Origin of the sequence: Cytobacillus firmus DS1 (assembly GCF_000565285.1) — a bacterium.
Taxonomy (GTDB): domain Bacteria; phylum Bacillota; class Bacilli; order Bacillales; family Cytobacillaceae; genus Cytobacillus; species Cytobacillus firmus_A.
Map to the genome: position 1 here is coordinate 71350 of NZ_APVL01000010.1, position 24249 is coordinate 95598.

A 24249-nucleotide genomic window follows, 5' to 3' on the forward strand; every position below is an offset into this window, starting at 1 on the left:
GTGCAAATTAATACAATGAGGTAGTATTAGGTTATACACATAGTTCAAAAAAAAATGACAGGTGATTATAGATGAATAACAGGAAAATGCATGTTATAAAAAAAGCACATCAATTATTCCTGGAGAAAGGTTTTCAGGCTACATCCATTCAGGATATTTTAGATTACAGCGGGATTTCTAAGGGTACCTTCTATAATTATTTTTCTTCAAAAAACGAGCTTCTTATCTCCATTTTTAAAACATTGCATGAAAAAATGGAATCAGAGCGCGATAAACTTCTTATTGGCCAGGACCCAAGCAGCATAGAAGTATTCACTCAGCAGATCGAATTACAAATGAATATGAATCGGACCAATAAGCTGGTTGCTCTTTTTGAAGAAGTACTTGTGTCAAATGACCCTGAACTCAAGCAATTTATTAAGGAAGGCCAGCTTAGAATGGTGAATTGGATTTTCACACGATTTATTGAAATCTTTGGTGAGGACAAGAAACCCTATTTACTGGACTGTGCCGTTATGTTCCTTGGCATCCTCCATCATAACGTAAAATACTATACAAAATTCTTTGAATTCTCTTCAAGCATTAATCCTGTCGTCCGTTATAGTGTAGAAAGGATAAGGAGGGTTGTTGAAGAGGTCAGTTCTGCCGGTGATTACCTGCTGAAGCCTGAACTTATTGAAAACAGATTCCAGCAGACAGATCATAGGAATCTGCATATTCTCTGCAAATCCATATTGACTTTGAAGAAATCCATCAAGCAGGAAGATCAGAACGATTGTATGGATCTTCTGGACTTTATCCAGGAAGAAATGATTCATTCGAAAAAACCAAGAAAATTTCTCATTGAAAGCGCAATCCAATCTTTGAACAGATGCATAGCATTTATGGATGCCAAAGAATTTGAGAATCTGGAAAAGCTGGTTTTATCCTGCTTTAAATCTCTGGAAGAAGAACCGGTATAATTCACGGCCTGCCCCAATCTGAGGGAGGCTTTTTTTGGCTATTCCCTTCTAATCATTCATAATCTTTCCAAAAACGGAAACACTACACTTAATGCCGAAAAAACTGGTGATTGCTGAATGAAAAAAGAGTTAAAAAAGAAGAGACCTCTGTCAGAGATCGAACTTGACGATCTGGAAAAGTCGCTTTCACGATCTCATGATTTTCAAAAAGTACATTATAGCAACAGACAAACTAGCCTCTGTTTTTCTTTTACTTATTTCAAAACACTGATTGACCAAAAAATGATCACAAAAAGTTTGCTCCCTCAGCTTCTTCTTGGTGAGTTCAACAAAATTGATGATTTGAAAAAACTTTTGCCATCTGCAAGCATACAAATTTGTGAAGATCTTTCAAAGGCAGAACATATGCTTTTGAATGGCTATGTGATGGTTACATCAGAAGCCGAAAAGCAAAAAGCGGCTTTTATGGCTGCTAAATGTTCATATGTCAGGGAGATAACACATCCGGAAGTCGAGCAAACGGTTATTGGAGCAAAGGAAGCCTTTGTCGAGTCTCTGGAGAATAATTTGAATTTAATCCGCAAACGACTGCCCATCTCTGAACTGATCATTGAGGAATATATAATTGGAAGCATATCCAGAACAGCGGTGGCCGTTCTCTATATTGACGGAATTACGAATACAGATTATGTAAGCATGGTAAAAGAAAGAATCGAAAATATCGATTTTGATGAAATCACTGACAGTTCTTATATTGGACAGCTCATTTCAGATAATAAGAATTCTCCCTTCCCTCAGCTGCTGGATACAGAAAGACCGGACAGGGCAGCCGCTGTACTTGCTGAAGGAAAAGTCGTGATTGCCATAGATGGGTCACCGCATGTGCTGATTACCCCTACAACGTTTTCTGAATTCTTCAGCTCCTTTGAAGATTATTTTTTAAATTGGACTATTGCTTCTTTTGCCAGAATATTGCGGGCCTTTTCTGTTATTTTTTCCATACAGATCACGTCCATTTATGTTGCAACTCTTACTTATCATATGGAGCTTGTCCCAACGGATTTATTAGGAACATTGGTAACTTCAAGACAGCATATTCCTTTGCCTCCTTTCTATGAAGCGTTAATGCTTGAACTGGTAATAGAGCTTTTAAGAGAGGCTGGAGCCAGATTGCCTACGAAAGTTGGTCAGACAATCGGTATCGTAGGGGGGATTGTTATTGGGACTGCGTCTGTACAGGCAGGGCTGACAAGTAATGTCCTGTTAATCTTTATCGCCCTTGCAGCTCTTGCCGCTTTTACTACACCTGTGTATAAGATGAATAATACCATCCGATTTCTAAGATTTCCGTTTTTATTATTCGCAAATTTATGGGGTTTTGTAGGTGTGCTGTTCTGTTCATGTATTTTGTTAACTCATATGATCAGGCTCACATCTCTCGGCAGACCTTTTATGGAGCCGTTTTATCCGCCCAGATATCGGGACTTGAAGGATTCATTTATTAGATTCCCGTTTCAGCCTTTGAGGCCTGTGTATTTAAGAACGCAAAATCCTCATCGGTTCCAGCCTCAGAAAAAATCAAAGGTCAAGAAAGATATTGATGAATAAATAATTAAGAGAGCCTGGCTTACAAGTGCCAGGCTCTTATTATGCCTTCTTAGATTTGTCCTCCCATGGTTCAAAAGAAAAAGGGATTCCGATCATTTTCGCCGTGAGTTCATCATAGGAAACGAGATCTTTCTTCGATAATTCTTTTAATGACTTTTTCCCCATGGCTCTTAACGCCATTTTGATTTCCTCGGTGCTCGCGGTCAAGAACTTTTCCGCCGACTTAGCCCCATCCTCCGTTTTAAATACATCTTTGAATTTCCCCTGGTTCCAGACAGCCTGTGTTGGCGGTTCAAAAGGAAGAGCATTCAATGTTTGTTTATGAGAAACAGTAAACAGCATTACAGATCCCAGATAAACCGCATCCGCTCCAAGCGCCAGGACTTTTAAAAAGTGTCCTGGTGTAAAAAGGCCGCCAGAAACAATTAAGCTGATATCCCCCTTCTTTTTTCTTTTTTCAAGATGATTTGAGGCACGGGTGATAGCATGCAGGGTTGGTATTCCAAAATCGTCTGCCAGTAAGGGAGGTGCACCGACAGAAGCCCCTTGTCCCCCATCAACCGCGATAAAATCCACCCCGATTTCGATTAAGTGATCAATATCATCTTCGATCTTTCCGCCTGCCCCTATTTTTGCGCCGATCGGGACACCTCCGGACATTTTACGCAGCTCATCCACCAGCTCTTTTAAATCCTTCAATGTCTGTTTTTCAAAAAAATGTTCCATTATATGGGCAGTTTCATTTTCCTTTAATCCCATGACTTCCCTTGCACGACCGGTTAAATTTTCAGGGGAGATGTTGCCGCCCATTCCAAGTGTAGCTCCCTGACCCAGCTTAAGTTCAATCATGTCTGCCCTTTTAATAGTTTTTTCTTCCTTACCCCACTCCGTCTTGGAGAACTGAAGAATATACTTCCCCGCACTTTCAAGCTCTTCTGGGAGAATCCCGCCTTCACCTGAATTAATGGCTGTTCCTGTATTCTTGGCAGCTGTGGCTAATGCAATTTTTACTTGCTCACTCAAAGCGATTCCAAAGGCCATTCCACTAATCATCAGGGGGATTTTGATTTTCATCGGCTTTTTCGCTTTTGGACCAATGGTCACTTTCACATCAACATCTTCCTCACCGTCAATGGGGAAAGGTGATGTCTGTGCAGGGATAAACGTAATTTCTTCAAAATGCGGCCATTTTTTCGATGAGCCAAAGGGGCGGTGCAGAACATCACCTGTTTCGGCCCGCAGGTTATTTTCAAGCGCATTTTGAATGCCCATATGCTTAAAACCGGGAATCAGTTCTATGAGGTTTTCCTGATAGCTGTCAGTCATAATAATTTTTCCTGCCTGCTTCACTGCCCGCTTCATGATCCAGCGCCAGCCGATAACCAGCATAAATAATAAAAAAATATATAATAAGGAAATCATAGCCAGTGCTGCAATTAATAATATATTGGTCATGGTTTTCTCCAAAAGATCTTTTAAATTCCATTATTTCCATTGAGAGGGAATTTAACCTATGACTTTTCGGTTTTTGGAATAATCACAAAGCTGAAAGTAAACTCTATGTGAAAATATAAAATGAGGTGAAATGATGGACAACCGCGAGAATGCTCAGCCGAATAATATTAAAGAAGAAAACCTAGTAAAAGGAAGTCTCCTTGAATCTATGATGGAGCCTATGGACCAGCTATCCAAGATTCCTCCAGAGAAAAAAGACCGAAGAACCAGTGATGGAGAGATGAATTAACAAATGAAGAAAGCCGGCATTTTTGAATGCCGGCTTTCATTTTTGATAAGGAGTATCTTGATAAAAGTAATTAGGGGTTTTTACTTCATTATTATACTGCTTATGAAAAATATGTGCAGCAGCAGGGGAAACCGGCGGAATCAGCCAGGTCCAGTCACCGGTCAGGTCCCTTCCCTGGTTCTTTTCGTTTTCTTCAAATGTTTTGAATTGCTGTGCAGCAGTATGATGGTCTACTATGCTGACCCCTTCTTTTTTAAAGGAATGCAATACGGCGGCATTCAATTCAACAAGTGCCCGATCCTTCCAAAGAGAAGAATGCGTCCTGGTATCCAGCCCCATTAATGAGGCAATCTGCGGGAGCATATCATAACGAAAATCGTCAGCCAGATTCCGCGCACCGATTTCAGTACCCATATACCAGCCGTTGAATGGGGCGGCATTATAGGAAATGCCCCCGATTTCCAGTTTCATATCCGATATCATCGGGACTGCGTACCATTTCAACCCGAGATCACTGAACCAATTATACTCTGGATGCTCAATCTCTATTTCAAGAATCAGCTCTTCCGGTATTTCCCTTATTTGGGGCGGCAGATTGTTCATTTGTATAACTAATGGCAGCACATCAAATTTGCCGTACTTCGGCTCCCAGCCCAATTTTATGCATTGTTTTGTAAATGGGATGGAGTGGGGATCACCAATTATTCCATCCGCTGTCTCATACCCGGCATACCGGATTAGCTGATGATTCCAAATTCTTATTCTTTGTCCGGAAGTTTCCGGAGAGAAGATAGTGATGGCAGGACGCAGTCTGCCATTGTTAGTGGCAAATTGTATATGTTCAAACAGAGCAGAAAATACTTCATCTGCTTGTTTCACATTCCGCTTGTCCAAAACCTTCAGCTGATCCCAGAACAGCCTGCCTATACAGCGATTGCTATTTCGCCAGGCAGCTTTTGCACCAAATTCCAATTCTTCATAAGTATGTTCATAAAACCCTTGCTCTTCAATTGAATATTCGATTTCCTTTAGTCTGTTGTTTAGCTCAGCAGGACTTTTATTCTGTTCACCAAAAAACATTTTGACAAATTCTTCTGCTTTTTTAAATAAGTCCTTTTTCAAAGATGAATCCTCCCAGAATAGACTATTTGTTTATGATAGCATAGGGAGTGCTGGGGAGAAAGTAATGATGTTCTGTGGTTTGCCTGATATCACTGGAAATGAGATGGATCTTTCTGTATTACTCCCATAGTAGTTTTCGCAAAGAAAAAAGAGAACCGCACGGGTCCTCTGCTTTAGCCATTAATTTATCTCATAAATCCTCGCTTCATGTGGATGCAGTACTTCTTCAATTTTATCAAAGTCATTCTTATAATTGGAAAGTATCAGCTTCCGGCTTGTGAATCTATCAAAGGTAAATCGCTGCTGCTCGTCACCATGGTTTAAAACTATCAGCCAGGTAACATCATTATAGGAGCGTGTATATACATACAAGTGTTCATCATCTGGCAATAGATCCTTATAATCCCCGTATACCATTACCTCGTTTTGTTTTCTTAGTTCAATCAGTTTTTGATAAAAATAATATACGGAGTCTGTATCATTCAGAGCTGATTCGACATTAATTTCCTTATAATTTGGATTCACTTTGATCCATGGTTCACCAGCTGTAAAGCCTGCCTGGCTGCTTGCGTTCCACTGCATCGGTGTCCTGGAGTTATCGCGGCTCAAAAGCAATAAGCTTTCAAAAACCTCCTGAGGATCACGCCCTTTAGAAACTTCTTCATGATATTTATTTTTCATAGCAATGTCATTGTAGTCTTCTATGGAATCAAATCTCACACCTGTCATGCCGATTTCTTCACCCTGATAGATATAAGGAGTTCCAGGTAATGTATGAATCATTGCTGCCAAAAGCTTTGCAGACTGAATACGATACAGGCTATCATTCCCATACCGGGTAACCTGTCTAGTGTGATCATGGTTGTTAAGGAATTGCGAATTCCACCCTCTTTGCTTAAGGCCTTCATACCAGCTTGTTTGGATTTCCTTGAATCTCAGCATATCCCATACCGGCATTTCATCTGCCACCTGAAAATGGAACAGAGTGTTCAGTTCATTTCTGCATTCATCCACATAGAGCAGTCCCTCTTCCGGTGAAACAAACGGGATCTCACCCACAGTCATCACATCATAATGCTGAAGGACTTCCCGGTGCATTTCCTGAAGATAGTCATGGATACCGGGGTTATTGGCCAGGTAGCTTATATCATAAGGATTCTCTGCATCTGATAAATCTTCTCTTTTGGCCAGTAAATTAATCACATCCATTCGAAACCCGTCAATGCCTTTATCCAGCCAGAAGCGCATCATTTTGTAGATTTCCTGGCGCAGTTCAGGATTTTCCCAATTAAGATCCGGCTGCTCGACTGCAAAGGAATGATAATAATATTGTCCTGATGCTTTATCCCATTCCCAGCAGGATGGAGCAAAATAGGAGCGCCAATTATTTGGTTCCCTGCCATCCTTTGGATCCTTCCAAATATACCAATCTCTTTTCGGATTATTTTTGGAGGAGCGTGCTTCCAAAAACCAGGGATGCTGGTCAGAAGTATGGTTCACAACCAGATCCATAATGACCTTGATATCGCGCTGATGTATTTCATGGATCAGCTCATCGAAAGCTGCCATGTCACCGGCTTTTTCCATAATCCCATAATAATCTGAAATGTCATAGCCATTATCCCGGTCTGGTGATTGATAAAAGGGATTCAGCCAAATTACATCAACGCCAAGATTCTTAATATAATCAAGCTTTTTTATCACGCCTCTTAAATCACCATAGCCATCACCATCGGAATCAAAAAAGCTTCTCCAATAAATTTGATATACAACAGCTTCTTTCCACCACTTTTTACTCACAGGGCCACCTCATTATCATCAAATCTTCGTAAAAAAGGGCCCTAAACAGGCCCTATCATTATTTCTTCAAACGATATACTCTTGCCTCATATGGCTTGAGTGTCAGTTTATCAATTTCTTCATTTTCATCTGCATTCAAGTTGGATATCAGCAGTTCCTTAGACGAAAACCGGATATGCTCCGGCAGCTTAAAGCCAGGTGTTCCATCACTGAAATTGCAGATAACAAGCAGCTGGTCATTACCTAGAGTTCGCGTAAAAGCAAAGATCTGCTCGTCCTCTTCCATTATTAAATCGAATGTTCCATAAACTATCACTTCATTTTGCTTTCTAAGCTGAATGAGTTTTTTATAAAAATGAAAGATGGAATCTTCATCTTTTAACACAGTTTCGGCGTTAATTTTCTCGTAATTAGGATTCACATTGATCCATGGGGTTCCGTCTGTAAAGCCTGCATTCGGGCTGGCATCCCATTGAACAGGAGTTCTGGCATTATCCCTGCCTCTTTCATGAATGCCTTTAAAGATTTCATCATGTGTTAAGGAATCCGGTGTAAGATCACGGTAGGCATTCAATGTTTCGATATCACGGTAATCATTGATATCATTGAACTTTACGTTTGTCATGCCGATTTCCTCGCCCTGGTAAATATATGGTGTCCCCTGCATCATATGAAGGCATGCCGCAATCATCTTACCAGAAGTTACGCGGTATTCTTCTGAATCATTTCCCCATCTGGAGATGGCGCGGGGCTGGTCATGGTTGCTCCAGTACAAACTGTTCCAGCCATCTTCTTCAAGGCCTTTTTGCCACTTGTTGAAGATCTCTTTCAAATCAGTCAATTTCCAGGGACGGGGATCCCATTTACCGTATTGCCCGTCTCCAAGGCCCACATGTTCAAAATGAAATACCATATTTAATTCATTTCTATCCCGGCCGGTATATAGTTTTCCTTCATCAACTGTTACACCAGGCATCTCGCCAACTGTAATGGTATCATAAGGGCTAAGGGCTTCTTTGTTCATTTCCTGCAGGAACTCATGAATTCTTGGACCGTTCATATAATACCTGCTGCCGTTCCCATATTTGTGTCCTTCCCGGATCTCCCCCTGAGGATAGCTGTTATCTTTTGAAATGAAATTGACGACATCCATACGGAATCCATCAATGCCTTTATCCAGCCAGAAGCGCATCATTTCATACACTTCATTTCGCAGAACAGGATTTTCCCAGTTCAAATCAGGCTGCTTTTTGCTGAAAAGATGCAGGTAATATTCGCCGGTTTGTTCATCATATTCCCATACACTTCCGCCAAACGCAGCTCCCCAGTTAGTAGGAGGCTCGCCATTGTCCGTCTTTTTCCAGATATAATACTCCCGATAAGGATTATCTTTAGATTTCCGTGATTCCCTGAACCATTCGTGTTCATCGCTTGAATGGTTGACCACGAGGTCCATCATGATTTTGATGCCGTGTTCATGGGCTTTTGCAAGCATCCCATCAAAATCTTCCATAGTTCCGAACTCATCCATAATATTGCGGTAATCTGAGATATCATAGCCATTATCATCATTAGGCGACTTGTAAACGGGGGATAGCCAGATGACATCGATTCCCAATTCGGCTAAGTATGGAATCTTTTCAGTGATTCCGTTGATATCGCCAATCCCGTCTCCATTTGAATCATTGAAGCTTCTTGGGTAGATTTGATAAATAACGCTTTCTTTCCACCATGTTTTGTTCAATTTATACAACTCCGATCAAAGAATAATTTATCTTTATTTTATTGAACCCTTCATTACACCGCTTATGATCCATTTTTGAGCAAAGATGTAAACAATAATCATTGGCGCAAGTGCCATTAAATAGGATGCAAATGCAAGATTATAATCTGTGCTGAATTGGCCCTGGAAAATGTACTGCACCAGCGGGAGTGTGGCCATTTCCCGGTCGCTGAGCAGGACAAGCGGAAGCATAAAGTCATTCCATGCACCAAGGCTCGTAATGATGGCAACTGTTGCATTCATTGGTGCCAGAAGCGGGAAAATGACTTTCCAGAAAACACCCCATGTAGTTGCTCCGTCCATGATAGCCGCTTCTTCCAGTTCAACTGGAATGGCACGGATGTAGCCAATATAGATAAACACATTAAAAGAAAGGTTGAAAACGATATACAAAATGATTAATCCAACCAGGTTATCCATTCCCCATGCACTGGTCTGTTTGACAAGCGGCAGCATGATGATTGGAAAAGGAATAAACATCGCACTTAAAAAATAGAAGTATAGGAACTTATAAAACTTCTTATGAAGATTTCTGGCGATGGCATAAGATACAAGAGAATTCGTTAACACTGTAAAAATGACAACAAAAATTGTGACAAATGCACTGTTTTTAAACGCATTAAAGAAATTAGTCATTTCGATTGCCTGTGCAAAGTTGTCAAATGACCATGACTTAGGAAGAGCAAGTAAATTCCCTGCCATTTCTGGCGGTGTTTTAAACGCAATGGTAATGGTTAAATACAGTGGAAAAAGAATGAGCAATGAACCTAAGATTAATAGAGTGGTCACAAGCCAGCTCGTTTTTTTGCGATTCATTAGTTTTCCACCTCTCTTTTATTTAAGAATTTCAGCTGAATAACAGAAAAGACGATGATGACGATGAAGTATATGACCGCATTGGCTGACTGATAGGCAAACTCGCCGCCTTCAAATCCTCCCCGGTAAATAAGCAGGGATATCGATTCGGTTGACTTTCCCGGGCCCCCGCCAGTCAGCGCAACGATCTGATCGAACACCATCAGAAAGTTCTTCAAAGATAGCACCATATTAATGGTGAAAAAAGGTGCTATAAGCGGAAACGTAATTTTCCAGAACTTTGTCCAGACACCTGCACCATCAATACTCGCTGCTTCATACAAATCCTCAGAAATCGTTACTAGCCCAGCAAGGTACAAAATGGTATTAAAGGATACAGCTTGCCAAACGGCTACAATGACAATCCCGATCCATGCAAGATCCGGATTTCCAAGAATATTACGTGTCAGAAATTCCCATCCGAATGCATCGCCAATCTGCGGCAGGAAATGAGCAAATATAAAATTAAAGATAAAGCCGACAATCAAGATACTCAGAATGTAAGGCAGGAAGTAGATTGCCCGAAGCGTTTTGTGAAACTTTATCTTGGAATTAAGCCCGATGGCCACAAGAAGGCTTATGATATTGACCAAAATGGTCGCAACAATGGCAAATTTAAAAGTAAATAAGTAAGCATCCCCTGCCCGTTCATCTTTAAAAACGTTCAGGTAGTTTTTTAATCCTACAAAATTCCAATCTCCATACCCTTTCCAATCCGTAAAGCTGTAAAAAATCCCCTGCAAAGCGGGAAAGCTGTGGAAAATGAAGAAAAGAAGGAAAGCGGGTATGGTGATGATGAGAAACACACTGTTTTTCTTTTTCATAACGACAACTCCTTTTTAGAAGGCCAGGAAATCCATGAGATTCCCTGGCCCGATGCCTTTAACGGTTTTGAACTTTCTCCCACTCGCTGTCCATTTTCTTCAGGAATTTTTCTTTATCTTTCTTGATCAGGAATTCCTGAACAAGGTTTTCAGCTCCCATGCCCGCAGGGTAATAGTGATCAGGGAAGCTTGTGATGGTGCCATTTTCAAAGTTAGCTTTGATTCCTTCAAACACCGGATCTTCCTGATATACTCCTTCAATGGCTGAGAAAGCTTTTTGCTCGTCAATATACTTTTGAGCTGTGTCTTGATTCATCATGAATTCAGCAAATTTCATCGCTTCTTCTTTATGCTCAGTCTCTTTGCTGACGGCTAAAAGAACATCTACACCAGAAACAAGTTTGTTTTGTGCAGGATCGTTTGTTACAGGCATTGGGAATACTCCAAGTTCCATGTCCGGATTAGCTTTAAGAATTTCAGGGATTGCCCAGTTTCCCTGCAGGTAGAAAACAGATTTGCCAGCAGCAAATGCATTGTTTCCATCCCCGTAAGCGACACCCATATTGTCCTTGTGGCCATACTGAACTAATGCAGCCATCTTGTCTGCAACTTCATCATACTTATCCGTGAAAGATGTTTCCCCTGCGCTTTTCTTTTCAGCAAAATCTTCACCCGCTACATTAGCGCCAAGTGAGTTCCATGCAATCATGCCTGTCCAGGCATCTTTTAATGTAAAGTAGATTGGTGTGTCGCCGGCAGCTTTCACCTTTTCAAGGCTGGCAATGAATTCATCCCAAGTAGTTGGGACTTCGAGGCCGTGTTCTTCAAACTTCGCTTTGTTGTAGATTACAGCATTTGCATTTGTAGCATACGGAAGACCGAAAGTGCCTTCTTCTTCTGGACCAACCAGACGATTGATCATGTCGATATAGGATGGCTGTACTGTTTTGGCTAAATCAGTCCCTGAAAAATCCTCAAGAACGCCTGCACGGCCAAGCTCGCCGTATGTAGCATTACCAGCGATAGACATGATGTCAGGAAGATCATTTTTGGTCAGACGTGTTTTCAAAACTGTTTCTGCTTCCGGCGGTGCATCCAATTTGATCTTAATATCCGGATTTTCCGCTTCAAATTCTTTAATCAATCCTTTGTAGGTTTCGATGCTTTCAGATTTATTGGAGAACAGCTCAAGCGTTACTTTTCCGTCATCTGCACTATCAGATGAACATCCAGCCATTAAAGACGCTCCTAAAGTTATTGCCATTACACCTGCAGTCATTTTTTTAAACATGGTATATCCCCCTATTTGATTTTTATAGTAAATTTACGTAAACGTTTACGTAAATAACCTGAGAAAAAGAGAGTTATTATTTTCTCTCCTTCACACTCATTCTTTCAATAATTTTATGCGGCATTATCCGGCTTTCCGGAGTTTCGCCTGTTTCTAAAATGGAAAAAAGCATTTCTGCAGCAGCTTCACCCATTTTTGCAAGAGGCTGTCCTACTGTTGTTAAAGGCGGGATGGACATTTCAGCAAGATTCAAATTATCATACCCTATTACAGAAATTTCGTCTGGGACCCTTATTCCCATCTGATAAGCTGCCGATAAGGCACCTATAGCCATTTCATCACTTGCTGCAAATATGGCCGTTACATCCGGAAACTGTCTGACAAGACTTTTCAGGCCCTCAACCCCATCAGAAAATGTAAATCCCCTGCTGAACACAATATTTTTGGAATCCAGATGTATGTTACAATCTGACAGAGCTTTCTGAAAGCCCTCGATTCTCGGAATTCCCGCAATGATATCATCCTTGTTCCCGCTTATCATTCCAATTCTGGTATGACCCTTGTCGATTAAATGCTTAGCTGCTGCATATGCTGCATGAAAATCGTTAACTTTTACAAAAGGCACCGGGTATGCATAGGACTCAGTCGAAAGCAAAATCATCGGCATGCTGGTTTTTGTTACAAATCGATAATATTCTTCTTTTAATATTTCACTTGCGAAAATGATTCCGTCTACCCTTTTTTCGATAAGCAGCTGGAGATATTTCATCGTTTTTTCGCCATTTGATTCTGTGTGACATACAATCACACTGGAACCGTTATCATTTGCTGCCTTTTCAATGCCATCCAGCAGATCGGTAACCAGTGAACTCGATAGTTTTGGGAAAAGCACCCCTATCGTATGGGTTCTTTTATTAATTAATCCCCTTGCCACTGCATTTGGCTGATAGCCCAGTTCTTCAATCACTCTAAGAACCTTGAATTTTGTTTTTTCCGAATAACCTCCCTGGCCATTTAAGATCCTGGAGACTGTTGCAATAGAGACATTTGCCTTCTTGGCAACATCTTTGATGGTATAGGACATATCCCACCTGCTTTAAGTTGCTGTATAATTTTGTTACGAAAACGTTTACGTTGTAATATTAACACGATATGTAAGCCTTTTCAATATTTTTTAATGAATTTTTTAAAATTTGTATATACATCAAGGCATTGAAAAAAGAGCCTAAAAAGGCTCAATGATAAATTCTGCACTGCTGCACTATATATGTTTAAGCATTAGTCCTTAAATTCTTCTTCCGCATAGAAACGGGCTAATTCAATTACCGCACTGCCAATCCTTTCGGCTTCCGGAAAAATGACTCTTGCAATCCCTTCTTCATGTAAAGCTTGTGCAGTTACTTTTCCAACCGATAACGCCACAGCCTGTTCAGAAAAACAGGTTTTCAATTGTTCTTCTGCATTCTTTTTCCGAGCGAAGCTGAATAAATTCCGTACTTGTGGAGTGCTTGTGAAAAATACTGAATCGAGCTCCCCGTCAAGGATCTCTGACAGCAGCAGATCCATCACTTTTTCATCCGGAGGAATATGGGTATATGGAAGAATTTCTTCATAGTCCGCCTGGTTATCTTCCAGCCATTGTTTAAGGTGCGGTGCAGGGTCCCCGTGAAGCTGCAGAGCTACTTTCAAGCCTTTTAGAGAATGTGCTGAGAGCTCTCGAAGTAAGCCTGCCATACTTCCGTCATCATCCCGAACTGCAGGTATGATATCAAGCTTTTTCAGCATGTTGGCGGTTTTGTATCCCCTTGCAGCAATTTTTGCTTTTTGCAGGCTGTTGACCAGGGCATCACTCCTATTCATTTCAAGAGCAGTTTGATAAATGGTTTCCACACCGATTCCAGTCGTAAAAATAATCCAATCGAAGTTGCACTCAGTTATCATTTCTACATGATACTGGAGTTTTTCATCTTTGAGCAGTGCTGTTCCCTGAGCGGACCTGCTGACTGCAACCCCACCCTGATTCTCCACCAACTTACTGATATCTTCTATTTTTCGTGAACCTAAAAGTGCAATTTTTTTGCCGGCAAGCTTTTTCATTTTACTCCCCCTCGGTATGTATCTCCTTATGTATCATTATAAAATATTAATGACATTAGAACAGTTATTAAGCACTTTAATTTATGATATGTTACTTTTGTCCAGTGATTTTGTTTATCTTGGATTTAAAAAAATGCCATTAAAAAACTGCCTGCAGGATCTCCCGCAGGCAGTTCAAATTATTTATCAACTGGTTCAGTTTCAGACATTTCTTCAGTTTCTTGGTTCTTCTTGTTTACCCCATTGCTTTCCGCTTTGTAATCGTATTTTGAACGGTCAACCGGTTCGAAGTTTTCCGGTGTGTAAAAGCGTAGAAGATCTCCGTTTACAACTTTATCTGATAGTGCCAATTTCTGTTCAGCACTTTCCTGAAGTTTTTTCGCTTCTTCAAAACGGCTTTCATCCAGCAGTTCACCAGTTGTTGAGTCATAGAACTTGCCATCAACCGATGAAATGGTTGGACTCATGAAGTCTCCGTTACGGAATGGAACAAGATCATCATGATTTTCTGAAAATAAGTCTGTACCGAATTGCAGATACTGTTTAGTATCAATGCCAAGCAAGTGCATCAATGTTGGCATCAGGTCGATTTGACCGCCAAATTCATGGTTTACTCCGCCTTCCATGCCAGGTACGCGGATGAATAGAGGAACACGCTGCAGACCGGCACTATCGAACGGTGTAATTTCCTTGCCAAGCACTTTTTCCATTGCTTTATTATGATTTTTGGAAATTCCATAATGGTCACCATACATGACAATTACTGAGTTCTCATACAGGCCGGATGCCTTAAGCTGTTCAAAGAACTGTTTAAGCGCTTCGTCAGCATAACGGGCTGTCTGGAAGTAATTATCAACTGATTTGTCTCCTGTAGTATGGGGCTCAATTGTCGCCATCTCCTGATCCATATGATAGGGATAGTGATGGGACACAGTAATAAATTTAGAATAGAACGGCTGCTTCAGTGACTCCAGGTACGGCATGGATTGTTCAAAGAACGGCTTATCCATTAGACCGTAGTCAGCCATGTTTTCAGGTTTTAAATCATAGTAATCTGCGTCGAAAAAGTTATCATATCCAAATGATTTATAAATTTCGTTACGGTTCCAGAAGCTTCCGGAGTTGCCGTGGAAGACTGCAGAACTATATCCTTTATCCTTCAGAATTGCCGGCGCCGCATTGTACGTATTCATGCCTTTTGTTGTAAAGGCAGATCCCTGCGGCAATCCATATAGGGAGTTTTCAAGGATAAACTCAGCATCTGCTGTTTTACCTTGTGCAGTCTGATGGAAGAAGTTATCAAAATACGTGGTATTTTCTTCTTCTATCAGCGAGTTCAGGAATGGTGTTACTTCTTCACCATGCAGTTCATAATTCATTAAGAATGTCTGAATGGATTCAAGGTGAAGGTAGATCACATTCATGCCTTCGGCTTTTCCAAAATACTTCGGATTCGGCTCAGCATAATTCGATTTCGTAAAGTTTATGACTTCGGTTGTATCACTGCTATCCGCCATGACTCTTTGTGCGGATGCCTTTGTGCTTTGCACTGCATCATAGATCGTATAATTGTACATGCCTAAATATTTCACAATATAGTTACGGTCAAATCCTCTTGTCAAAAGCTCAGGGCGGTCTGTTTCAGCCAGGCCCAGATTAGCAAAGGAAATGGCAAGCGACGCATAAATTAAGGCTGCTGATCTGCGGCGCGTCAAATCCTTTGTTTCGATTTTTACGGCTTTAAAAATAAGCAAGCCGGCAAGCACGATGAAATCAAGGAAGAAAAAGATATCAGTTGGCTTCAATAGTGAGCTGATGCTTCCGCTGACATCACCGAAGTTCTGTGTCTGCGTCAAGGTCGGAAGTGTAATAAAGTCATTAAAGAAACGATAGTATACTGCATTTGCAAACAGCAGGAACGATAGAAGTAAATACATAACCATCAAGGCGATATATTTCCTTCTGCCCTTAAAAAAGAATGCAATTCCTAAAAAGAGCAATGAAGACCCAAGCGGGTTAATGAATAAAAGGAACTGCTGCAAGGCACTTTCAATGCCTAAATTAAATTGTGTCATTTGAGTAATATACGTTTTCATCCAGAGCAGAAATACTGCTAAAAAGAAAAAGCCTATATATTTATTCAATATATCCTGACTTTTATGAAGTAAAGTATTCAAGATCATACACCTGCCTTCTAGCACATTATTGTAACATATTTCGCTAGTAATTTAAAAATTTAACGTTGGCAATCAGCCTAATTATTAGTTTACCTGAAAAATATTAATAATCTATGAACAGGCAAAAAAGCACTGCACAAGAATATAACTATACTCGCATTTAAAAAAATGTCAAGCATGTCCAGATATACTGCTCTTTAATGACATTAAAAACTGAGTTTCCTGTTCACAGCCTAAGCTGACTTTTGAACATTAATTAATACTGCACGTCTATATAGACGAATGAAATACAATTTGGTTTCACTTTTTATATAAAAACTTATCAATCTATAATTTTCCAGGGAAGGAGAAAAATCAGACAACAGCCAATATATATGAAGAATAGTAAACAATTATACATAAAGGCGGAATATTTTCATGGACAAGAAACAGCAAATTAATGAGTATATGGACATACTTGCCGAGGGCAATTATTTTAATGGTTTTGTACTTGCCGCAACTAAAGGAGAAATCATTCTGAATAAGGGATATGGACTATCAAGCTATCAATATGCCATTGAAAACACGTCTATTACCAAATTCCGAATCGGCTCTTTAACAAAGTCATTTACCGCCGCGGCTGTCCTTTTGCTTCACCAGCAAGGGAGACTGAATCTTTCGGATAAAATTAATGCCTATATTAACAACTTCCCTTCTGAAAACGGTGTGACCATCCACCATTTATTAAGCCATTCTTCGGGTGTGGCTGATTTCACTTTCTATTCTGAATACTGGGAGAAATATATGCGCCTTCCTTCCAGCCTGAAACAATCCGTCAATTGGATTAAAAGCAGGCCGCTGCAATTTAAGCCCGGTAAAGACATGCAATACAGCAATGCAGGATATCTGCTCCTGACTGCTTTAATTGAAAACGTTTCAGGTTTACCCTATGAACAATTCCTCCTGGAGAATATTTTTAAACCACTTCAACTAAAAAATACTGGAATTGATCATGGCCGCAAGATTGTGAAAGACTTGGCCAGCGGTCATTCGGTCTGGGAAGAGGTAGTTAACGCAGAATTTGTCGATATGAGCATTCCACAGGGAGCATATGGGATGTACAGCACTGCTGAGGATTTATACAAGTGGACAGAAGCATTGCGGAATGGTGTACTGCTAAACAAAAACATGACCTCAAAGATGTTCACAGCCAGCTCTGGAGGATATGGCTATGGCTGGTTTATTAGCGGCAATTCGGAGACAGCCAGACACTCTGGGGACATTAATGGCTTTACAAATGAACTGTTGATGAACTTTAAAGAGGGTCTGACCATTATCGTGTTGAGTAATGTTAATATCACTCCGGCGGACAAAATCTGTGAGGATATATCCAAAATCATCTTAAATAAGGAAGTTCGCATGCCGGAAAGGTTTTCACCTGTAAGAGAGCCTATTCCATGGAGAAATCTTATAGGTGAATACAAATCCAATGAATTATATTCATTAGTCCATTGGGAAAACAATAAATTGTTTGTGACCATGCCAAAGAAATTTGGGGCACAATACAAATATGAAATAAAGCCTTTTATCCTTGAAGATGACAAAGCTTTTTTCAAATCAGATTTTGTGTACGAGGATTTTATGTTTGATTTGAAAGGTCACAGTCTCGAGTTTGTGGATGTATATGGAAAAAAGTATTTTCTAAAAAAACAAACCGCACTATAATGCTAAGTGCGGTCCTTGTTTACCATAATATTATTATGTTTGTTTTACCAAACTGATTTATATTCTCCGTTTTTTCCTGTGCTGCTTGCTGTGAGAATCTCGAGATTTTTAGTTACCTTCGTCGTATATGTGAAATCACCATAACAGTATGGATAACGGAAATTATTCTTGTCGCCTCCGCAATCATAGACTTCCGGATTCTTTTCAGCCTGCTTTAGCGAGAATTGTTTTGCGATTTCTTCACTGTGTTTTCCACCCTGCTCAGCGACAAAGTCTATATATCCGATTCCCATATTATAAGCCTGGATAACGGCAGGGAAGTCTACATTTTTTTGGTCTCCATAATTTAATGCTTTTTCAAAGTGTTTAACACCCTGCTTAATGCTCTGTTCCGGATCCTGGATGTAATTTGGGGGCAATCCTGCTGATTCAGAAGCCTGCATCGGGTCCCCGCCCTTCCCTTTGCTTTCCTGCTGCATGATCGCGGCCAGAACGAGTGTGTATTCTTCGAGATTGACCTCTTTCAATTCCTTTTCTAGTAAAGGCGTGTAATTCTGGACGTCTTTAGATACCATATTTGGCAGCAAAGAAACTGCAGTTTCCTTTATATTAATCTGCTTGAATTGGTCGAAGAAGACGAAAATCAAAACAATAAAAAATAACAGTAAGGCTATATTTGAACTGCGTTTTGTACGCTTTTTGCTTTTTTTGCGCTTCATTGCTGCACTCCCGGTTTCGCTTTTATTATTTCAGATTATTATTATAGCAGAAAATACTGATATTTAAATAAAAAAACTCCTTACTCGAATATGCCGGAAATTAACGGCCCTAAACCTTATTAAGATTAAAAAAACGGACGCATTTCTGCACCCGCTCATTAATCTTTCTTCTTCACAACAATGCCCGTCTCTTCCTCGAGAATTTTTATCACTGCCGACATATCCTGCTCGCTTAGTTCTTTTTCTGCAGCTGTTTGGAATGCTTTTTCAGCCATTTGCCCGGTAAATTGCCTAAGGCCGGCTTCCTTCAATAGCTGGTTTGCAAGCCGGATGTCTTTATGTACATACTTGACTGCCCCTCCTGGTGTGAAGTGGCGGGGTAATATGTATTGTTCCATATGCCTGCGAAGGATCTTGCTGTCGCCATAGCTTGCTTTCAGGACTTTTAATAACTGTTCAGATTCCAGTCCATATGCAGCTCCGGTTACCATTGCCTCCGAGGCAGCCAGCGAGTGAACAGCAACAAGATACTGATTAATCAGCTTGGCAATGCTGCCTGACCCCGAATTTCCCATATATTCTACGGTTTCACCGAGCACATCAAGTACCGGCTTAACTTTATGAAAGGCCATTTCCTTCCCGCCAGCCATGATCGTTAAAGTGCCGTTTTCGGCCCCTTCTGGTCCGCCGCTGACAGGACAGTCAAGATAACTGATTTCTTTTGCACCTGCCATCCCATAGATGTTTTTACTCGTATCGGCCCCTACTGAAGTAAAGTCAACGCATATCGTTCCCGGCTTCGCAGTGTTTATGATTCCTTCATTACCCATATAAACGGTCATAACATCCTGAGGCATCGAAAGACACGTGCATATAATTTCACATTGATTGGAAAGCGCACTTACTGTTTCTTCATAAATCGCTCCATTTTCAATGAGCGGATGCACTTTTTGGAATGTCCGGTTATGAACTGCCACTTGAAAACCATGAACTAACAGCCGCTGCGCCATTCTGGAGCCCATCACGCCTGTTCCTATAAACCCTATCTTCATGTGGTTACCTCTTTCAGCCAAGCAAAGCTCTCAGCGCTTCCGCCTTGCGGATTATATTCAAGACCTATTCCGCCTTTATAGTGTTTCTGCAAATATAGGAGGATCTCTTTATAGTTCATTTCCCCCGTACCCGGCTCATGTCTGCCCGGAGAGTCAGCAATCTGTATATGTGAAACCAGTTCAGCATACTTTTGAAAAATAGAAAGGGCTTGTCCATATATTCTTTCAATATGGTAAAAGTCGAATTGAAGCTTAACATTCGGCAAACCGACACTATTGATTATCTCTTCAGCCTGCTTGATATCATTCAAGAAATAGCCAGGCATGTCGAATGGATTGATTGGTTCGATTAATAAGTTAATTCCGTGTTCAGACATAGCAGTGCCTGCAAAAGAGAGATTTTCAATAAAAACATTCAGATTATTGCGCGCGTGTACCCCCGCCATGCAATGAATCTGTTTTACTCCAAGGCCATACGCATAACGGATCCCGATTTCAACTGAATTTCTGAATTCTTCTATGCGATTGGGATCTGCAGCGAGTCCCCTGTCCCCTTCTTCCCATTTACCGGGAGGCAGGTTTATTAAAATCATGGATAAATCATTGCGCCTAAGCTCATTTCTTATTTCTTCTATTGTATTAGCATATGGAAATTGGCATTCCACAAGATCAAAACCAGCTTCACGGGCTTTTTTGAAGCGGTCCAAAAAAGGAACTTCTGTAAAAACGGTTGAAAGATTGACAGAAAATCTATTCATGACAGCCTCCTTTAAAAGGATTTTTGAAATTTACAATTACTCCTCCCATTAGTCTTTTCTACATTAATTCGGTAAAAACGCAAAGAATCCTTTTTACTTTATCAAACAAAAAACTGCTCAATACTTGAGCAGCCCTTATCTGGAATTTATTCTATTTCAACTATCATTTCAATTTCTACAGGAGCCCCGCCTGGCAGTGAAGCCAGTCCCACTGCTTTACGTGCGTGACCATTTTCCTTGCCGAAAATATCATGCAGCAGTTCTGATGCTGCATTTATGACGATTGGATGATATTTAAAGTCACTTGTTGAGGCAACATATCCATCCATTTTGATGATTCTTTTCACTTTATTTAAATCTCCAATGATTCCTTTAAGGGCTGCCAGCAAATTCAGCGTACAAATTCGTGCCGCATCCTTTGCTTCTTCGATCGAAATGCCTGCCCCGACAATTCCGGTATACTTTTGAAGACCATTGACTCTGGGTGTTTGCCCGGATAAATAGACAATCTTTCCCGATATAACGCCCGGTTCAAAAGGCATTCGGATATCAGTCAAAACAGGGAGCTGGATATTCAGCTCTTCCAGTCTTTCTTCAATTCCCTTTTTTACCCCTTCCATCGCTAAGCCTCCTGGGAAACACTTTGTTTTAATGAAGAATAAAGTTGTTTTGTGAATTTAAATGAGCGGTGAGTATAATAGACTTTGGCGAAAGCATGATTTTCACAAAGTGAGCATTTGATTTCATATGGAGCTTTTCGAATATGAGGTGTTTTTAATATTTGCATGGCTTCTTTTAAATGAGTGCTGCAAACCCACATAATTTCACCCTCTTCTATATTATTGGAAATTTATTTTGCATTCTGTAACGGGCTGAAATAGAGTTCCTCCATTACAGAATGCAGTATAGGGAATCTCATTTTCCTGTAGAAACGGCTTGCTTCAATTTATCCGGCTTTCTCTTTTTTACCTGATCTGTCACTTTATCATCCCAGGAAATGGTGACATCTCCGTTTGTTACAAAAGTTTGGCATCCTAAACGGTAGCCTTTTTCCAGCCACTCTTCTCCCAGCTTTCTTCTTTCCTGGATTTTTACGTTGTCCAGGTATTCGGACCCTTCATCCGTTTTAAAAACACAAGTGCCGCAAATTCCCCCGCCGCAGCGATTTGGCAGATCACCGTCATAGCGGAGCGACATTCTTAATATATTAGAATCCTCAGGCACTTCCAGAGTTTTGTTGCTGTTGACAAAATGGATGTTTGGCATGAATGAATTCCTCCCTGTGATTTCGTTTCTTAGTTCTTGGTATACAATATACCACATTAATAATATTCAGACAATACTAAACTTTTGAATATTTCTTAGTTTTTAACAGTCTCTCTCTTTTTAATTCGGTTCACATAGGCCATGTATGCTTTTTTAGAATTCTCAATATGAATCCTCATCAGGTATTCCGCTATTTCGGCATCTTTATCGCGAAGAGCTTTCATAATATCGATATGTTCTTTTAATGAGACCTTTCTTCTCCCAGGTGTTTCATATCCCATATTGGCCGCCATATGAATAAAATCGATCAAGCCTGATAGGATTTCATATAGCTTTGGGCTTTTGGATGCCTTATTAATCAGCCTGTTCATCTGAATATGTTCGGAATTGAAGTTTTCTTCATCCTGTTCACTTAGCTCAATTAGTTCCTTAATCTTGAGATCCAGTTCTTGTTGTGTACCTGTATCCATTCTTTGTGCTGCCAGTTTTACTGCCAGCACTTCCAGTGAAGAGAGAATCGTAAATACCTCCAATACTTCATCCTCTGAGATATTGGAGATAACCACCCCTTTTCTGGGAACTGTTTTCACGAAGCCCTGGGATTCCAGCCTGAACAACGCCTCCCTAATCGGTGTGCGGCTGATGTTTAGTTTGGCTGCAAGTTCTCTTTCTACAAGTCTGTCCCCTGCCTGGTATTCTCCTTCTAAAATAAGTTTTTTCAGATACAAATAGGCATGTTCGCGTATAGATATTAAGTTATTTTCCCCCCATATTTTTCCCATTGTTTCACCGCCTGTTTAAGATAAAAAGATCCCTCCATAAAATAAAGCTCCGAATATAACAAGAGAAGGATGAACCTTGAATTTGATTAATGTTAAATAGCTGACGGCTGCAAGAAGCAAAAGGTGCAGCATTCCGCTTTTTTCGAAGGCTGACATGAAGAACTGATATGCCATGACAGCCAGAAGGACAGCAATGATCGGCTGTACGGATTTAGTCATTAATTTCACTTTAGGCGAATCTTTGAATAAATTCACAAACTTAAACAGCACAATTACTGCCAAAGCGGATGGCAGGATGGTTGCGGCTAATGCCACCGCCGCACCCAGTACTCCGCCTAGTTCATAGCCGATAAATCCGGCCATTTTCGTTGCTATTGGACCTGGCAGCGCATTGGCTATGGCGAGAACATCCCCAAATTCAGAGAGTGTCATCCAGCCATTGTTATTGACTACTTCAATTTGTATGAGGGGAATTGTTGCGGGTCCCCCTCCGTAACCCAATAAATTCGCGATAAAAAATGCCCAAAAGATATCCCAATAGATCATGAACTTTTCTCCCTTACTGGCATGTACTCTTCAGCTGCCTTTTTATTCGCCTGTTCTTTCCGGTGGGCAATATAAAAAGCAGTACTTAAGACGATTGCAATTAAAATACCGGGATGCCATTCCAAAAATTGCACAAAAATTAATGACACTGCGGCCAATATGAGGTTTTTAGGCAATCCTAACCCCTGGCTGCCTTTCTGGTAAAAACGATAGGCCATCTCTGCCAGCATAAAACCGATGACAGGTGTCACTCCCTGCACCATTCCACTGACAACCGGGGACTGGCGAAAGGAGTATAAAACACCAAGCAAAGCAAGCATTGCGATAATAGAAGGAAGGATATGCGTTAAGATGGCTACAGTGGCACCCATGCTGCCCTTGACTTTATAGCCGATATAGGCAGCCATCTTCGTTGCAATCGGTCCGGGCAATGTATTGGCTAACGCCAGAGTTTCTCCGAATTCCTCCTCCGTCATCCATTTATATTTCTTAACTGCTTCAAATTCAATCAAAGGTATTGTCGAAGGACCTCCTCCATACCCTGTCACACCGGTGCGTGCAAAACCAATCGCCAATTCAAGATAAGGCTTCATGCGATCCTCCCCTTATTTAGGTGCTTTTGACTGAAGAAGGACCTCATTTCGCTATCTATTAACAACGAATGAGGTCCCTTTCTATTATTTTTTAATATCTGCTTCTGTTACGACTTCATAGCCGTCTTTCTCCAAATAAGATTGAAGGGCTTTTAATGCAGCGGTCCCAACAGCCGTATCCTGCTCGCCATTTCCTCCGCTGATGCCGATTCCGCCAACGACTTCACCATTAACCACAATCGGAAATCCTCCGACAAACACAGCAAATTTGCCATCAAGCATATGCTGAATGCCAAATGCCTCATTGCCTGGGAGGGCAGGCCCGTTCGGTTCTTTATTGAATAGGTGGGTGGAGCGTTTGTGGCCGGCTGCAGTGTATGCTTTGGCAATCGCAATTTCAGGGCCGGTTATTCTTGCTCCATTCATGCGCTCCAGGGCAATTACACTTCCGCCGTCATCAACAATCGCAATTGTCTCAAACACATTGATTTCAGCAGACTTTTCCTTTGCTGCTTCAATCATCAATTTTGCTTCTTCTAATTCAAGTTTTAGAGCAGTTTTCATCA

Annotated in this window: 23 protein-coding genes; 4 read left to right on the top strand and 19 right to left on the bottom strand. The window is 40.8% G+C overall.

The features are described 5' to 3' along the window. Positions 1 to 71 precede the first annotated feature (71 nt). Positions 72 to 962 (top strand): TetR/AcrR family transcriptional regulator, encoded by an 891-nt coding sequence (locus tag PBF_RS14295; RefSeq protein WP_035330514.1) that lies wholly within the window; start codon positions 72 to 74, stop codon positions 960 to 962. Between the two features lie 117 nt (positions 963 to 1079). Continuing rightward, positions 1080 to 2570: a spore germination protein gene (locus PBF_RS14300; RefSeq protein WP_035330515.1), complete on the top strand. Its 1491-nt coding sequence runs from the start codon at positions 1080 to 1082 to the stop codon at positions 2568 to 2570. A 39-nt stretch (positions 2571 to 2609) separates the two neighbouring features. On the opposite strand, the gene PBF_RS14305 is transcribed toward PBF_RS14300, so the two are convergent. Continuing rightward, on the bottom strand, positions 2610 to 4025 hold the full coding sequence (locus PBF_RS14305; RefSeq protein ID WP_035330516.1) for an FMN-binding glutamate synthase family protein: 1416 nt from the start codon (positions 4023 to 4025) through the stop codon (positions 2610 to 2612). A 130-nt stretch (positions 4026 to 4155) separates the two neighbouring features. On the opposite strand from PBF_RS14305, the gene PBF_RS26155 reads away from it, so the two are divergent. Further along, positions 4156 to 4314, top strand: coding sequence for a hypothetical protein (locus PBF_RS26155; protein WP_160169260.1), 159 nt, complete (start codon positions 4156 to 4158; stop codon positions 4312 to 4314). A gap of 36 nt (positions 4315 to 4350) precedes the next feature. Here the strand turns inward: PBF_RS26155 and PBF_RS14310 are convergent, their stop codons facing one another. The 9 genes from PBF_RS14310 to PBF_RS14350 form a co-directional block, all read right to left on the bottom strand. Then, the gene (locus PBF_RS14310; RefSeq protein ID WP_035330517.1) at positions 4351 to 5436 is read right to left on the bottom strand and encodes a nitric oxide synthase oxygenase; all 1086 of its coding nucleotides are present in this window, start codon (positions 5434 to 5436) and stop codon (positions 4351 to 4353) included. A gap of 180 nt (positions 5437 to 5616) precedes the next feature. Beyond that, a complete protein-coding gene (locus tag PBF_RS14315) occupies positions 5617 to 7236 on the bottom strand; it encodes a glycoside hydrolase family 13 protein (RefSeq protein WP_035330518.1) in 1620 nt (539 codons plus the stop codon). Between the two features lie 58 nt (positions 7237 to 7294). Then, positions 7295 to 8980, bottom strand: a complete 1686-nt coding sequence (locus PBF_RS14320) for a glycoside hydrolase family 13 protein (protein WP_035330519.1) — start codon at positions 8978 to 8980, stop codon at positions 7295 to 7297. A 33-nt stretch (positions 8981 to 9013) separates the two neighbouring features. After that, positions 9014 to 9835: a carbohydrate ABC transporter permease gene (locus PBF_RS14325; protein WP_035330520.1), complete on the bottom strand. Its 822-nt coding sequence runs from the start codon at positions 9833 to 9835 to the stop codon at positions 9014 to 9016. Beyond that, positions 9835 to 10698, bottom strand: coding sequence for a carbohydrate ABC transporter permease (locus tag PBF_RS14330; protein WP_035330521.1), 864 nt, complete (start codon positions 10696 to 10698; stop codon positions 9835 to 9837). The genes PBF_RS14325 and PBF_RS14330 overlap by 1 nt, the downstream gene beginning before the upstream one ends. A gap of 58 nt (positions 10699 to 10756) precedes the next feature. Further along, positions 10757 to 11989 carry an ABC transporter substrate-binding protein gene (locus tag PBF_RS14335; RefSeq protein ID WP_035330523.1) on the bottom strand — a complete coding sequence of 411 codons (1233 nt, stop codon included), beginning with the start codon at positions 11987 to 11989 and terminating at the stop codon, positions 10757 to 10759. A gap of 76 nt (positions 11990 to 12065) precedes the next feature. After that, positions 12066 to 13073 carry a LacI family DNA-binding transcriptional regulator gene (locus PBF_RS14340; RefSeq protein ID WP_035330524.1) on the bottom strand — a complete coding sequence of 336 codons (1008 nt, stop codon included), beginning with the start codon at positions 13071 to 13073 and terminating at the stop codon, positions 12066 to 12068. 194 nt (positions 13074 to 13267) lie between these two features. Further along, the gene (locus PBF_RS14345) at positions 13268 to 14086 is read right to left on the bottom strand and encodes a uroporphyrinogen-III synthase (protein WP_035330525.1); all 819 of its coding nucleotides are present in this window, start codon (positions 14084 to 14086) and stop codon (positions 13268 to 13270) included. Between the two features lie 179 nt (positions 14087 to 14265). Next, positions 14266 to 16269: an LTA synthase family protein gene (locus PBF_RS14350; RefSeq protein ID WP_035330526.1), complete on the bottom strand. Its 2004-nt coding sequence runs from the start codon at positions 16267 to 16269 to the stop codon at positions 14266 to 14268. Positions 16270 to 16680: 411 nt separating this feature from the next. On the opposite strand from PBF_RS14350, the gene PBF_RS14355 reads away from it, so the two are divergent. Then, positions 16681 to 17967, top strand: a complete 1287-nt coding sequence (locus PBF_RS14355) for a serine hydrolase domain-containing protein (protein WP_051488889.1) — start codon at positions 16681 to 16683, stop codon at positions 17965 to 17967. 44 nt (positions 17968 to 18011) lie between these two features. On the opposite strand, the gene PBF_RS14360 is transcribed toward PBF_RS14355, so the two are convergent. From PBF_RS14360 to PBF_RS14405, 9 genes are all read right to left on the bottom strand, one after another. Next, positions 18012 to 18686 carry a lysozyme family protein gene (locus PBF_RS14360; RefSeq protein ID WP_035330527.1) on the bottom strand — a complete coding sequence of 225 codons (675 nt, stop codon included), beginning with the start codon at positions 18684 to 18686 and terminating at the stop codon, positions 18012 to 18014. Between the two features lie 158 nt (positions 18687 to 18844). Beyond that, positions 18845 to 19738 (bottom strand): NAD(P)-dependent oxidoreductase, encoded by an 894-nt coding sequence (locus PBF_RS14365; RefSeq protein ID WP_035330528.1) that lies wholly within the window; start codon positions 19736 to 19738, stop codon positions 18845 to 18847. After that, positions 19735 to 20496, bottom strand: a complete 762-nt coding sequence (locus PBF_RS14370) for a hydroxypyruvate isomerase family protein (protein ID WP_035330529.1) — start codon at positions 20494 to 20496, stop codon at positions 19735 to 19737. Before PBF_RS14370 ends, PBF_RS14365 begins: the two co-directional genes overlap by 4 nt. Before the next feature lie 146 nt (positions 20497 to 20642). Beyond that, a complete protein-coding gene (locus PBF_RS14375) occupies positions 20643 to 21116 on the bottom strand; it encodes a RidA family protein (RefSeq protein ID WP_035330531.1) in 474 nt (157 codons plus the stop codon). Positions 21117 to 21411: 295 nt separating this feature from the next. Further along, positions 21412 to 21762: a 2Fe-2S iron-sulfur cluster-binding protein gene (locus PBF_RS14385; protein ID WP_035330534.1), complete on the bottom strand. Its 351-nt coding sequence runs from the start codon at positions 21760 to 21762 to the stop codon at positions 21412 to 21414. A 95-nt stretch (positions 21763 to 21857) separates the two neighbouring features. Beyond that, a complete protein-coding gene (locus tag PBF_RS14390) occupies positions 21858 to 22544 on the bottom strand; it encodes a GntR family transcriptional regulator (RefSeq protein WP_035330535.1) in 687 nt (228 codons plus the stop codon). A gap of 15 nt (positions 22545 to 22559) precedes the next feature. Beyond that, complete coding sequence (locus PBF_RS14395) at positions 22560 to 23090, bottom strand: chromate transporter (protein ID WP_035330536.1); 531 nt, start codon at positions 23088 to 23090, stop codon at positions 22560 to 22562. Next, positions 23087 to 23683: a chromate transporter gene (locus tag PBF_RS14400; protein WP_035330537.1), complete on the bottom strand. Its 597-nt coding sequence runs from the start codon at positions 23681 to 23683 to the stop codon at positions 23087 to 23089. Before PBF_RS14400 ends, PBF_RS14395 begins: the two co-directional genes overlap by 4 nt. An 84-nt stretch (positions 23684 to 23767) precedes the next feature. Continuing rightward, on the bottom strand, positions 23768 to 24247 hold the full coding sequence (locus PBF_RS14405) for a GlcG/HbpS family heme-binding protein (RefSeq protein ID WP_035330538.1): 480 nt from the start codon (positions 24245 to 24247) through the stop codon (positions 23768 to 23770). Positions 24248 to 24249: the final 2 nt, after the last annotated feature.

Coding starts and splice junctions, on each gene's coding strand:
- PBF_RS14295 (WP_035330514.1), top strand. CDS start 72: ATGAATAACAGGAAAATGCATGTTATAAAAAAAGCACATCAATTATTC.
- PBF_RS14300 (WP_035330515.1), top strand. CDS start 1,080: ATGAAAAAAGAGTTAAAAAAGAAGAGACCTCTGTCAGAGATCGAACTT.
- PBF_RS14305 (WP_035330516.1), bottom strand. CDS start 4,025: ATGACCAATATATTATTAATTGCAGCACTGGCTATGATTTCCTTATTA.
- PBF_RS26155 (WP_160169260.1), top strand. CDS start 4,156: ATGATGGACAACCGCGAGAATGCTCAGCCGAATAATATTAAAGAAGAA.
- PBF_RS14325 (WP_035330520.1), bottom strand. CDS start 9,835: ATGAATCGCAAAAAAACGAGCTGGCTTGTGACCACTCTATTAATCTTA.
- PBF_RS14330 (WP_035330521.1), bottom strand. CDS start 10,698: ATGAAAAAGAAAAACAGTGTGTTTCTCATCATCACCATACCCGCTTTC.
- PBF_RS14335 (WP_035330523.1), bottom strand. CDS start 11,989: ATGTTTAAAAAAATGACTGCAGGTGTAATGGCAATAACTTTAGGAGCG.
- PBF_RS14340 (WP_035330524.1), bottom strand. CDS start 13,073: ATGTCCTATACCATCAAAGATGTTGCCAAGAAGGCAAATGTCTCTATT.
- PBF_RS14345 (WP_035330525.1), bottom strand. CDS start 14,086: ATGAAAAAGCTTGCCGGCAAAAAAATTGCACTTTTAGGTTCACGAAAA.
- PBF_RS14350 (WP_035330526.1), bottom strand. CDS start 16,269: ATGATCTTGAATACTTTACTTCATAAAAGTCAGGATATATTGAATAAA.
- PBF_RS14355 (WP_051488889.1), top strand. CDS start 16,681: ATGGACAAGAAACAGCAAATTAATGAGTATATGGACATACTTGCCGAG.
- PBF_RS14360 (WP_035330527.1), bottom strand. CDS start 18,686: ATGAAGCGCAAAAAAAGCAAAAAGCGTACAAAACGCAGTTCAAATATA.
- PBF_RS14365 (WP_035330528.1), bottom strand. CDS start 19,738: ATGAAGATAGGGTTTATAGGAACAGGCGTGATGGGCTCCAGAATGGCG.
- PBF_RS14370 (WP_035330529.1), bottom strand. CDS start 20,496: ATGAATAGATTTTCTGTCAATCTTTCAACCGTTTTTACAGAAGTTCCT.
- PBF_RS14375 (WP_035330531.1), bottom strand. CDS start 21,116: ATGGAAGGGGTAAAAAAGGGAATTGAAGAAAGACTGGAAGAGCTGAAT.
- PBF_RS14385 (WP_035330534.1), bottom strand. CDS start 21,762: ATGCCAAACATCCATTTTGTCAACAGCAACAAAACTCTGGAAGTGCCT.
- PBF_RS14390 (WP_035330535.1), bottom strand. CDS start 22,544: ATGGGAAAAATATGGGGGGAAAATAACTTAATATCTATACGCGAACAT.
- PBF_RS14395 (WP_035330536.1), bottom strand. CDS start 23,090: ATGATCTATTGGGATATCTTTTGGGCATTTTTTATCGCGAATTTATTG.
- PBF_RS14400 (WP_035330537.1), bottom strand. CDS start 23,683: ATGAAGCCTTATCTTGAATTGGCGATTGGTTTTGCACGCACCGGTGTG.
- PBF_RS14405 (WP_035330538.1), bottom strand. CDS start 24,247: ATGAAAACTGCTCTAAAACTTGAATTAGAAGAAGCAAAATTGATGATT.